We start from the raw sequence: 11,744 nt of genomic DNA, 5'->3' as shown, positions 1-11,744 counted from the left end.
AGGCCGAAAACACGATCCGCCCGGGATCTGGCCACGACCCTCACACCCATCGAATCTGGACAACGACGAGGAACCCTGTCATATCGTCCCGTTGATACACTAGGAAACCCTTCGCTGGCACGTCTGTGAGGGGTCCTACAGACCGTGGCCGAACCGGACATCCGAGCACCGATGGGCGCATCTTCTTGTGACATCGGCCAATAGTGGTCGTGCCCGGAAGATGCGCCGGCCGGTTCCCGGCGCGTACGGTGTCGCCACGTGACCGAGCGGCCAGAACTCCCAAGGCGGACTGTTCCCGTGGATCGGTTGCGGAGAGGTGATCACTCGTGCACCGCCTTCACCGACGAGGAGGCCCACTGGCAGGTGCTGACCGCGTACACCCGGACCGGTCTGGCCGAGGGCGAGAAGGTCCTGATCATCCTCGACCCCAATGATCTCAACGACGACGAGGTCGTGGCCCGCATGGACTGCGGCAGCGGTCGGGTGGAAGCCGCCTGGGACAGTGGCCAGCTGGTGTTGACCCGCGGTCCGTCCTTCTTCGATTTCCCGAACGGTCGTTACGACAAGCAGCGCCAGGCCGAAACCTTTGAGAAGGAGATAGCGCGCGCCCGTGCGGAGGGCTGGTCGGGGTTACGAAACGCGGGCGACATGGGATGGGTGCTGGAGCAGGGCCTGAGCGACGATGAGGTGGTGGACTACGAATCCTCCGTGGAGTCGTTGTTCGCGGATGGTCGCTTCACCGCGATCTGCTGGTACGACCAGCGGCGGTTCAGCGACTACCTGGTGGCCGCGGCGTGCGAGGTCCACCCGCTCCGAGTGCTGGAACGTCTCGACGCGATCGACGTCGTGCGGACCACGGAGGGTGGACGAATCGCCGGCGCGGCGGAGCTGCCCACCCGTGAGAAGTTCACGGAAGCGCTGCGCGTGGCGCTGGAGCGACCGGGAAGCCGTGGCCCCTTCCATTTCGAGCTGGATCTGACCGATCTGACCTTCATGGAGGCGCACTGCGCCTGGCAGCTGATCAACCTCGCCGGCTCGCTGCCCGAGGGCAGCAAGGTTGTCGTCAGCTGCGGGCCGCTGGTCGAACTGGTCCTTCGGGGACTCGGCGTCGACAGCGTGCCGCAGCTGGAGCTCAGGGTGGAGGATTTTGAATGAGCGAAGGCCAACTCCTGCACCTCGACTTCGGTCGCGCCGATCTTCCGCTGCTGCGGCACCTGGTGGCCGAGTGTCTGTTGCGGGCCGGGGTGAACGACCGGGCACGGCGAACGTTTCTCCAGGCGGCGCTGGAGATCGCGTGCAACACGGTGATCCACGGTGGCGGCTCGGGCAACCTGGTGGTGCGCTTGGCGGACGGGACACTGCGGTGCGAGGTCACCGACCAAGGCGCCGGCCCGCATCGCCTGCTGTCGCCGGGCCCGCCCACCGGAGGAAACCACGGCTTGTGGCTGGCCGAGGCGCTCACCGGGCGGCTCGAACTGCGCGCCGGCCCCGGAGGCCCGGGCACTACCGCGGCGGTGGCCGTTCGCCTGGAGGATCTGTCGAACTGAGCCAGACGGCCACCTGGGTGCGGTTGGGCAACCCCAGCTTGGCCAGGATGCGCTGCACATGGTCCTCGGCGGTGCGCTGCGCGATCACGAGGGCACTGGCGATCTGCTTGTCCGTCAGGCCCTGGGCGACCAGCTCGGCGACTTGCCGCTCGCGCGGCGTCAGCTCAGCGGATGCCGCCCTGGCCGTTGTCTCCCGTGGTGTGCCCCGACGGGAGGACCGCTCCTGCACAGCGTAGGCGAGGGCCTCGTCCGTCGAAAATGTGAGGCCGCGTTGGAAAGCCCGCTCGAAACCGCGGTCGCCCAAGGTCTTGCGGGCCCGCCGCTCGCTCACCGGGATCCGCCCCGTCTGCTGTTGTGCTTTCGACTGATCCCCGCTGATGTGGTGCCAGATATTGTCGGACGCGCCCAGCAGCACGGCGGCGCGCTCGGCGGCGCCCTGGCCGATGGCGATCGCGGCCAGCACATCGAGGGTCCTGCTGAGTCCTTGCGGTGAATGGACGACGTACTCGAGCCGTAGGCAGTCGCGGGCGTGTGTGGTGGCGCTGTCGTGTTCTCCCATCGCCCAATACGCCATGGCGAGTGTGCGCAGCAGGTACGACCGGGCCCACTGCTCGCCGTGCGCCACGCAGACGGCGAGGGCTTCGGCGCACAGCGGCACGGCCCGTTCGGGACTGCTCCGGAAGACAAGCGAGCAGGCGAGCTCGGCCCGGCCGAGCACGGCGAAACTCATCAGATCGCTGCGAGCGGAGACGATAGCGGCGAGCGAGGTGACCGGCGGGTCCGCCTGCTCGGGCACCGGTCGACCGGAGCGGTCATCGGCCCGGAGCACGGCATCCGACCGGCTGTGGATCAGCGACACCACACCACTGGCCCACTGCGCCTTGGCGGGGGCGCCGCGCGGCTTCATGCCTTCGCACAGGGCCAGGTTCCGCAGCCAGTGCCGTACCTCAAAGCGCAGCACGCAGCAGCTCCAGTAGAACCACAGGGTCCCGACCAGCTTCAGGCCGAGCTGGGCCTCGCCGGGAGTGGTGAGACAGAAGTCGAAGGCCGCGCGGAGATTGTCCTGCTCGGCCCGCAGATGGGCGATGATCTCCCGCTGGCGCGGGCCGAACCACTGCTTCTCGTACTCCTCGGCCAGGCGCAGGTAGTAGTCCCGATGCCGGCGGCGGACGGTGGACGCCTCGCCGAGCTCGTTCAGCTTCTCCAGACCGTAGTCCCGCAGGGAGCTCAGCAGTCGATACCGGACCCTGCTGCCACCAGGCACCGCGACCAGTATGGACTTGTCCACCAACCCGATGACCACATCGAGCACGTCAGCGGGCTCGACATCCTCCCCGGCACACACCGCTTCCGCCGCACTCAGGTCAGCGCTGCCGGCGAACACCGAGAGCAGCGCCCAGACCAACTTCTCTTGTGGGGTGCACAGGTCGTAGCTCCAGTCCACGGTCGAACGCAGCGTCTGGTGGCGGGGCAGCCTGGTGCCGCTGCCGCCGGTGAGCAGCCGGTAACGGTCGTCCAGCCGCTCGACGAGCTGGTCGACCTTCAAGATCCGCATCTGCACGGCGGCCAGCTCGATCGCGAGCGGCAGTCCATCCAGCCGGCGGCACAGCCGGGCCACGGCCCGCTGGTTCTCCGCGGTGATCGCGAAGCCGGGGGCAACGGCGGCCGCGCGGTTGGCGAACAGTTCCAGGGCCGGGAAGCGTCTGGCGGCGGCCACGTCCCCGGCCAGTTCCTCACGTTTCGGGACCGGCAGGGGCTGTACCTCCAGCAGGTGCTCCCCGAGCAGACGCAGCCGGTGCCGGCTGGTGGCCACAACTCGTACCCCTACCGCCTGCATCAGGACCGTGCCCACCAGTCGCGCGCAGGCGTCCAGCAGATGCTCGCAGTTGTCCAGCACCAGCAGCAGTTGCTGCTCCCGCAGGTGCTCGACGAGAACAGCCAACGGGTCTCGGTCCGACTCGTCGCGGATCCCCAGCACGTCGGCGACCGCATGGGGCACGAGCGCCTCGTCCTGAAGCGGGGCCAGCGACACCAGCCACACGCCGTCGGCAAAAGCGCGCAAGAGCTGTTCCGCCACATGCACCGCCAGCCGGGTCTTGCCGACCCCGCCGACGCCGGTCAGCGTCACCAGCCGGCCGACCGACAGCAGCCGCTTCGCCTCCGCCACCTCGTGCCGCCGGCCCACGAAACTCGTTGTCTCCGTGGGAAGGCAGGCAGTACCCCGCGACCCGGATCTGCCCATGACCGGTCACGCCTTTCGCGTTGGAACCTGCATCGCCGACCAGATGCAAATCCTGACCACGCCGGACACGCGGCGAAACAACATATGACGGCGCATTGTCGTCGACGCCGTTTTCCGCCAGTGACCGAACCCGGTCCCGGGTTCAACGAGGTCGCCGGTTGATCCAGTCAGTGATGAGCTCCGCCAGCACCGACAGGGGAACGGGGCCCTCGCCCAGGACCGCCTCGTGGAAGTCGCGGATGTCGAAGCGGGGGCCGAGTTCGGACTCGGCGAGGCGGCGCAGGCGCTGGATCTCCAGGCGTCCCACCATGTACGCCAGCGCCTGACCGGGAGCGGCGAGGTAACGGTCCACTTCGGACACCACGTGGTGCGGGGCCATGGGGGTGTTGGCCAGCAGGTAGTCGATGGCCTGCTGGCGGGACCAGCCGCGGGCGTGCAGGCCGGTGTCGACGACGAGGCGGCCGGCCCGGGTGGAGTCCATCATGAGCATGCCGAGACGGTCCAGGTCGGTGGAGTACAGGCCCATCTCGTCGGCGAGGCGTTCGGCGTACAGGGCCCAGCCCTCGCGGTACGCGGTGACGGCGGCGGTGCGCCGGAGCATGGGCAGCGAGGTGAGGGACTCGGCCCGGGTGACCTCGAAGTGGTGCCCGGGAACGGCTTCGTGGAAGGAAGTGACCTCGGTCTTGTGCCGGGCGGCCTCGTGTGGCACGGCGGTGTTGACGTAGTAGGTGCCGGGGCGGGAGCCGTCGAGGGTGCCGTGCCGATAGGCCGGCGGCGTGGAGGCGGGAGTCGACGGGGGATAGGGCAGCACCTCGCAGGCGACGGCCGGCAGCCGGTGGAACCAGGCCGGGGCGGCGGCCTCGGCCCGGCGCACGGTGGCCTCCGCGGCGGCGACCATCTCGTCGCCGGTGGTCCAGCGCAGGGCCGGGTCCTCCCGCAGCCGGCGGAAGATCTCCGGCAGCGAGTCGGTGCCGAACACGGCCCGGCCGAGCGGGACGTACTCCTCGGCCAGGCCGGCGATCACGTCGAGCCCGATCTGGTGCAGCGCGTCGGGGGTCAGCGAGGTGGTGGTGTGGGCCCGCACGGCGACGGCGTAGCGGCGGTCGCCGTCGGGCAGCCAGCAGACGCCGCCGTGCTCGGGGTTCCGGCCGTGCGGCAGCAGTTCGGTGGCCAGGAAGTCCCGGTACGCGGCGATGGCCGGGGCCACCGCCGACTCCACCACGGGACGGCACGCCTCCGACCCGACATAGGCGTCCACTGTGGACAATCGGGTGTCGAGGTTGTCGATCGCCTGCCGTACGAGGTGGGCGACGGGGGTGAGTCCGTCGGCCAAGCCGTCCCGCTGCCGCTGGGCGATGGTCGCCAGTGCCTCGGGCACGGTGGCCAAGCGCTGGGGCAGGTCATCGGTCACGGGCACGTCGGCCAGGAAGGTGAGCAGCCCGGCCGCCGGCGTGACGAACAGGCCGCTGACCGTGAACTCGATCCAGCGGGCCTCGATCCGCCCGAGCTGCACCTCGGCCTCGTGCTCGATGGTCCGCTTGGTGATCCGGTCCGAGCTGCTCAGGCCCTCGTCGGGCACGGCCCGGGCCCGCGCGGCCACCGACCCGAAAGCGGCGGAAAACCGCTGGTCGGCGGCCTGGCTGTAGTCGGTGAGCCGGTCTTCGTGACCCGGCAGGCCCATGAAGCTGGCGCCCAGCGGGTTGCGGTCCAGCAGCAGGTCGAACAGCTCGTCGGCGAGGTCGACGATGACGGACATGCGTTCCCCCCAGGTGGATAAAAGGGGAACGGGCTGTATCATCGGACGTCTCGGTTCCCCCGACGGCGACCCTACCGGGCCCGTCGGGCACTCCGATTGCCGCAGACACCCTTCCTCGCGGCTCGGGCGGGCCCCTCGACCGGTGGCCGCCCCGGCGTCGGACCCACTGTCGTGGACGCACCGCCAGCCGTAACCGTGTGACCTGCGGATTCGATACCTCGAACGAGGGCAACGGCCGCCCCCGATACACCAAGATCCGTCAAAAAGGCGTATCTGTCACCCCAAGGGAGGTTAGGCATGGCTAACCTTCTAGAGAACCCCTATAAAGCATCACGAAGATCCCTAAACTTGGTTGAGTCCAGGGAAGCGCTCAGGCACAGTGATGTTGGCCACAGCGAAGTGGAGACAGTGAAGGAACCCGACGACATGAGATCTGGGGAGTGACACAGATGGGACGTCTGGACATCGACGACAGCCCTCGCACCTGGAGCTGGAACTGGGGCGACGACGAGGGTGAGGGCCAGGAGCAGCTGCCGCAGCAGAGCCTGGTCTGGAACGCCGACCGCGAGGACGGCTACGAGCCGCAGATCATGCGCGGCTTCGAGTAACGGATTCAGCGGAAGCGTCTGCTGGATTCCCGGACCACGAGCTCCGGGGAGAAGACCACGTGATGATGGACGTGCTCCTGCGGTGACTGGGTCTCACCCAGCACCAGTTCGGCCGCGCGTCGACCGAGCAGCCGGCTCGGCTGGCGCACGGAGGTCAGGGGCACTGCGGCGGCCGCCGCGAAGTCGATGTCGTCGTACCCGACGATAGCGAGTTCTCCGGGCACGCGCACACCTGCGCGCACCATCACCTGGAGCACGCCGAGCGCAAGCAGGTCGTTGGCGCAGAACACCGCGTCCGGCCTGCGCGTCCCGGCCAGCATGCGTTCTCCGGCATCGCGGCCGGAGACCACGTTCATCGCGTTCACCTCGATGACCCGCAGCCCCTCGGGGTCCCGCCCGGCCGCCACGAGCGCGTCGCGTGCCCCGTCCAGGCGCTGCCGGCACTGCGCGATGGACAGCGGGCCCGTGATCATCGCCAGCTCACGGTGCCCCTCGGCGAGCAGGTGGTTGATCGCCAGCGTGCCGCCGTGCCGGTGGTCGACCGACACCGAGCAGGTGTCCTCCACGTCGGCGTGCTGGTCCAGCAGGACCACGGACACGCCGCGTTCCCGCAGCCGCCGCACCGGCTCGGGCGCCGCCTCGACCGGCGTGATCAGCACGCCGTGCACGCGCTGCTCGGCCAGCAGTTGGAGGTGCCGGTCCTGGCGTTGCTCGGACTCGTCGCTGTTGCACAGGATGACCACGTGCCCGGCGTCGCTCGCGGCGTCCTCGGCGCCGCGGGCCACGTCGGTGAAGAACGGGTTGGACACGTCCGGCACGATCAGCCCGATGGCCCGCGCGGTGCCGGTGCGCAGCTGCCGGGCCGACTCGTTGCGCACGAAGCCGAGCTCCTCGATCGCCGACAGCACCTTGTGCCGGGTATCGTCGGCGACGACGTCGGGCCGGTTGAGCACGTTGGACACCGTGCCCACGGAGACGCCGGCCCGGGCCGCGACGTCCTTGATGCTGACCGGCACTGGCTCCCCTTAACGCCTCGAATCGTTTCAATCAGAATAGCCCCTGGTCAAGCGTGTGACTCTTGACACCTTCGGGTGGCGCGGGCACGCTTCCTGCCGTGTCGGGTTGAAACGATTTAGGGGAGGGTGCGGGTGGAGGTCGCCCTGGCGGACGTCAGTAAGTCCTTCGGCGCGGTGCGGGCGCTGCGCGGGGTGTCGCTGACGCTGACCGGAGGCCGGGCGCACGCGCTGCTGGGGGAGAACGGCGCCGGCAAGTCCACACTGATCAAGGTCCTGGCCGGGGTGCACCGGCCGGACTCGGGGCAGCTGCTGGTCGACGGCCAGCCGGCCCGGTTCACCTCGCCGGCCGACGCCAAGGCCGCCGGCGTGGCCGTGATCTACCAGGAGCCGACCCTGTTCGGCGACCTGTCGGTGGCCGAGAACGTGGCCATGGGACGGCATCCGACCTGCCGCGGCGGTCTGGTCGACACCGCCGCCATGCGCGAGCAGGCGGAGCTGCTGTTCGAGCGGCTGGGCGTGGACATCGACCCGAAGCGGCCGGCCCGCGGGCTGTCCATCGCCGACCAGCAACTGGTGGAGATCGCCAAGGCGCTGGGCTCGGAGGCCCGCGTGATCATCATGGACGAGCCGACGGCGGCGCTGTCCGGGACCGAGGTGGCACGGCTGTTCGGCGTGGTCGGGGCGCTGCGGGAGCACGGCGCGGCGGTGCTGTTCGTGTCGCACCGAATCGACGAGGTCTTCGAGCTGTGTCAGGACGCGACCGTGCTGCGGGACGGCGGGTTCGTCTGGTCGGGGCCGCTGACCGAGCAGACCCCGGACAGCGTGGTGCGGCTGATGGTCGGCCGCTCGCTGGACGCGCTGTTCCCCAAACAAGAGGTCGACGCCGGCGAGACCGTGTTGTCGGTGCGTCGGCTGACCCGAGAAGGTGTGTTCACGGACGTCTCCTTCGACGTCCGAGCGGGCGAGATCCTGGCGCTGGCCGGGCTGGTCGGGGCCGGGCGCAGCGAGATCGCCCGGGCGGTGTTCGGCGTGGACAAGCCGGACGCCGGCGAGGTTCTGGTGCGGGGCAAGCGGATCCGCCCGGGATCGCCCGGGGCGGCGATGAGCGCCGGCATCGGGTTCGTGCCCGAGGACCGGCGGCAACAGGGCCTCGTGCTGGAGGCGTCGATCGAACGCAACGCGGCGCTGGCCTCGCTGGACCGGTTGTCCCGCTTCGGCTTCCTGCGCAGCTCGGCCGAGCGGTCGCTGGCCGAGGACTGGGCGGTCAAGCTCCAGCTGAAGTTCGCCAAGCTGACCGACCCGGTCGGCGTGCTGTCCGGCGGCAACCAGCAGAAGGTCGTGCTGGCCAAGTGGCTGTCCCGACAGCCGAAGGTGTTGATCGTGGACGAGCCGACCCGCGGCATCGACGTCGGCACCAAGGCCGAGGTGCACCGGCTGCTGTCGGAGCTGGCCGCGCAGGGCGTGGCGGTGCTGATGATCTCCTCGGAGCTGCCGGAGGTGCTGGGCATGGCCGACCGGGTGCTGGTGGTCCGGGAGGGCCGGGTGGTCGGGGAGTTCGACCGGGCCGAGGCCGACGAGGAGCGCATCGTGCTGGCGGCGACGGGGGTGGCGGCCGGATGACTGCCATCCGTGAGCTCGGGATCCTGATCGCGCTGGCCGTGGTCGTCGCGGTCACGACCGTCGTCAACCCGCTTTTCCTGAGCGGGCAGGGGATTCGGGACCTGCTGCTGAACGCCTGCCTGGTCGCGCTGCTGACCGTCGGGCAGACGATGGTGGTGATCACCCGCAACGTGGACCTGTCGGTCGGCTCGGTGCTCGGGCTGTCGGCGTTCATTACCGCCGACACCTTCGCGGTCAACCCGGTGCTGGCGATCGTGGTCGGCATCGCCGTCGGCGCGCTGTGCGGGCTGTTCAACGGGGCCCTGGTCGGGCTGGGCAAGGTGCCGAGCCTGGTCGTCACGCTGGGCACGCTGAGCGTGTTCCGCGGCCTGGACTTCATGTGGGCGCACGGCCGGCAGATCAACGCGGCCAACCTGCCGGACGGCTTTCTCGCGCTGGGCAGCGGAAGCGTGCTCGGCGTCCCGTACCTGGTGATCATCACGTTGATCGTGCTGGCGATTGCCGCACTGCACCTGGGCAGCTACCGCAGCGGCCGCGAGCTGTACGCGATCGGCTCCAACCCGGAGGCGGCGGTGCTGGCCGGTATTCCCGTGGGGCGCAGGGTGTTCACGACCTTCCTGGTGTCCGGCACGGTCGCCGGTCTCGCCGGCGTGCTCGCGGTCGCCCGCTACGGCACCGTGGACGCGACCGTCGGCACCGGCCTGGAACTCCAGGTGATCTCCGCGGTTGTGGTCGGCGGTGTGGCGATCTTCGGAGGCAGCGGCACCGTGGCCGGTGCGGCGCTCGGCGCGCTGCTGCTGTCCACCATCGGCAGTGCGTTGGAAGTCGTGCACATCGCGCAGTTCTGGCAGCAGGCGATCACCGGCGCGCTGCTGATCGCGGCCATCGCGCTGGACCGCGGGGTGGCGTTGCGGGTGGCGGCCCGACTGCGCCGCCAGTCGAGGGGAGTCAGCGCATGAAGTCGTTGCTGCGCTGGGAAAGCGTGTTGTTCGTACTGCTGGTGCTGGTCGCCGTGGTCGGCTCGGCGGCGACCGGCGGCAGCTTCCTCACCGGCCGGGGCGCGTTCAACGTGGGCAGCGATCTGGCCGTGGTGGCGCTGATCGCGATGCCGCTTACGCTGGTCGTGGTGGCCGCCGAGATCGACCTGTCGGTGGCCTCGGTGCTGGGCCTGTCCAGCGCGCTGATCGGCATGCTGTGGAACGCGGGCTGGCCGCTGGAGGCCATCCTGCCGGTCGTGATCGTGGTCGGCGCGGTGTGCGGGGCCATCAACGGATTCCTGGTCACCAAGCTGGGACTGCCGTCGCTGGCCGTCACCATCGGCTCGCTGGCGCTGTACCGGGGGCTGGCGTTCGTGGTGCTGGGCGACCAGGCCGTCGCCGACTTCCCGGACAGCTACACGCAGTTCGGCACCACGCCGGTGCCCGGCACATGGATCCCTTACCCCATCGTGCTCTTCGCGGTGCTGGCGGTGGTGTTCGGGCTGCTGCTGCACGCCACCACGTTCGGCCGTGCGGTGTTCGCCATCGGCGCCAACGAGGAAGCGGCCCGGTTCTCCGGGATCCGGGTCAAGCGGGTCAAGTTCATCCTGTTCGTGCTGACCGGCGCGGTCGCCGCGCTGGCCGGCATCGTCTACACCCTGCGCTACGCCAGCGCCCGCGCCGACAACGGCACCGGGCTGGAGCTGGACGTGGTGACCGCCGTGCTGCTGGGCGGCGTGTCCATCTTCGGCGGCCGCGGCAGCATCGTCGGCGTGATCCTGGCGGCGCTGGTGCTCGGCGGCCTGACCGACGCGCTGATCCTCGACGACGTCGCCAACGAGGTGGTCAAGCTCGTGACCGGAATTCTGTTGCTGGCCAGCGTGTTCGCGCCGGCCGTGACCAAGCGCCTGAGAGGTGCGACACCATGAAGCGTGTGATCGTCCTGCTGTCCGCCGCCCTGCTGCTGGCCGGCTGCGGCGGCACCACCAAGAACAACTCCGGCGGCGACACCGGTGGCGGGCAGAGCCAGACCGCCGCCAACCCGAACGCGCCGACGGCCAAGGACCTGAAGATCACGTTCCTGCCCAAGCAGGTCAACAACCCGTACTTCACGGTCGCGCAGGGCGGCGCCCAGCAGGCCGCGACCGCGCTGGGCGAGCAGTTCAAGGCCACCGGCCCGTCCGACGCCGACGCGTCCTCCCAGGTCACCTACATCAACACCGCCGCGCAGCAGGGCCAGAACGCGCTGCTGCTGGCGGCCAACGACAGCAACGCCGTCGCGCCGGCCCTCAAGGCCGCCCGCAAGCAGGGCATGAAGGTGGTGACCTTCGACTCGGACGCCGCCCCCGACGCCCGGGACGTGTTCATCAACCAGGCCTCCGCCCAGGAGATCGCCGCCGGCCAGGTGAAGCTGATCTCCGACGCCATCGGCGGCTCCGGCGAGATCGCCATCCTGTCGGCGACGGCCAACGCGACCAACCAGAACGCCTGGATCGACATCATGAAGCAGGAGCTGGCCAAGCCGCAGTACGCCAACATCAAGCTGGACGAGATCGCCTACGGCAACGACGACGACCAGACCTCGTTCCAGAAGACCCAGGGGCTGCTGCAGGCCCACCCCAACCTCAAGGGCATCATCTCGCCGACCACGGTCGGCGTCGCCGCGGCCGCCCGCTACCTGGACTCCTCCTCGTACAAGGGAAAGGTCGCGCTGACCGGGCTGGGCACCCCCAACCAGATGCGCAAGTTCATCCAGGACGGCACCGTCGGCTCGGTCGAGCTGTGGGACCCGGCCAAGCTGGGCGCGCTGGCCGCCTACACCGCGGTCGCGCTGGCCTCCGGGCAGATCACCGGCAAGCAGGGCGAGAAGTTCAAGGCCGGGGACCTCGGCGACTACACCATTGGGGCGAATGGTGAGGTGGTGCTGGGCCCGCCGCTGACCTTCACCAAGGATAACGTCGACAAGTACAACTTCTGA

The 11,744-nt window shown here is 69.7% G+C and carries 10 protein-coding genes; 7 read left to right on the top strand and 3 right to left on the bottom strand.

Translation table 11 applies throughout. The features are described 5' to 3' along the window. The first annotated feature begins 306 nt into the window (after positions 1-306). Both JJ691_RS21975 and JJ691_RS21970 read left to right on the top strand, forming a co-directional pair. Positions 307-1,155, top strand: a complete 849-nt coding sequence (locus JJ691_RS21975; protein ID WP_211770600.1) for an MEDS domain-containing protein — start codon at positions 307-309, stop codon at positions 1,153-1,155. After that, on the top strand, positions 1,152-1,547 hold the full coding sequence (locus tag JJ691_RS21970; RefSeq protein ID WP_211770599.1) for an ATP-binding protein: 396 nt from the start codon (positions 1,152-1,154) through the stop codon (positions 1,545-1,547). Before JJ691_RS21975 ends, JJ691_RS21970 begins: the two co-directional genes overlap by 4 nt. On the opposite strand, the gene JJ691_RS21965 is transcribed toward JJ691_RS21970, so the two are convergent. Continuing rightward, complete coding sequence (locus JJ691_RS21965) at positions 1,504-3,732, bottom strand: ATP-binding protein (RefSeq protein WP_211770598.1); 2,229 nt, start codon at positions 3,730-3,732, stop codon at positions 1,504-1,506. The two genes, JJ691_RS21970 and JJ691_RS21965, sit on opposite strands and share 44 nt — an antisense overlap. Positions 3,733-3,931: 199 nt before the next feature. Then, positions 3,932-5,545 carry a DUF885 domain-containing protein gene (locus tag JJ691_RS21960; protein WP_211770597.1) on the bottom strand — a complete coding sequence of 538 codons (1,614 nt, stop codon included), beginning with the start codon at positions 5,543-5,545 and terminating at the stop codon, positions 3,932-3,934. Between the two features lie 449 nt (positions 5,546-5,994). On the opposite strand from JJ691_RS21960, the gene JJ691_RS21955 reads away from it, so the two are divergent. After that, a complete protein-coding gene (locus tag JJ691_RS21955; RefSeq protein WP_211770596.1) occupies positions 5,995-6,153 on the top strand; it encodes a hypothetical protein in 159 nt (52 codons plus the stop codon). Between the two features lie 5 nt (positions 6,154-6,158). Here JJ691_RS21955 and JJ691_RS21950 read toward each other — a convergent pair whose 3' ends face one another. Beyond that, a complete protein-coding gene (locus tag JJ691_RS21950; protein ID WP_211770595.1) occupies positions 6,159-7,169 on the bottom strand; it encodes a LacI family DNA-binding transcriptional regulator in 1,011 nt (336 codons plus the stop codon). Positions 7,170-7,301: 132 nt separating this feature from the next. Between JJ691_RS21950 and JJ691_RS21945 the strand changes: the two genes are divergently transcribed. Genes JJ691_RS21945 through rhaS form a run of 4 tightly spaced genes read left to right on the top strand, consistent with a single transcriptional unit; the run spans position 7,302 to position 11,744 of the window. Continuing rightward, positions 7,302-8,789 carry a sugar ABC transporter ATP-binding protein gene (locus JJ691_RS21945; RefSeq protein ID WP_249228107.1) on the top strand — a complete coding sequence of 496 codons (1,488 nt, stop codon included), beginning with the start codon at positions 7,302-7,304 and terminating at the stop codon, positions 8,787-8,789. Further along, entirely contained in the window at positions 8,786-9,748 is a 963-nt protein-coding gene (locus JJ691_RS21940; protein ID WP_211770593.1) for an ABC transporter permease, read from the top strand. The genes JJ691_RS21945 and JJ691_RS21940 overlap by 4 nt, the downstream gene beginning before the upstream one ends. Next, positions 9,745-10,695 carry an ABC transporter permease gene (locus JJ691_RS21935; protein ID WP_211770592.1) on the top strand — a complete coding sequence of 317 codons (951 nt, stop codon included), beginning with the start codon at positions 9,745-9,747 and terminating at the stop codon, positions 10,693-10,695. Before JJ691_RS21940 ends, JJ691_RS21935 begins: the two co-directional genes overlap by 4 nt. Beyond that, entirely contained in the window at positions 10,692-11,744 is a 1,053-nt protein-coding gene (gene rhaS / locus JJ691_RS21930; RefSeq protein ID WP_211770591.1) for a rhamnose ABC transporter substrate-binding protein, read from the top strand. Before JJ691_RS21935 ends, rhaS begins: the two co-directional genes overlap by 4 nt.

Origin of the sequence: Kutzneria sp. CA-103260, assembly GCF_018263855.1 — a bacterium.
Taxonomy (GTDB): Bacteria; Actinomycetota; Actinomycetes; order Mycobacteriales; family Pseudonocardiaceae; genus Kutzneria.
The sequence above is the reverse complement of the archived record's forward strand: the minus strand, read 5'-3'. Positions and strand labels throughout refer to the sequence as shown.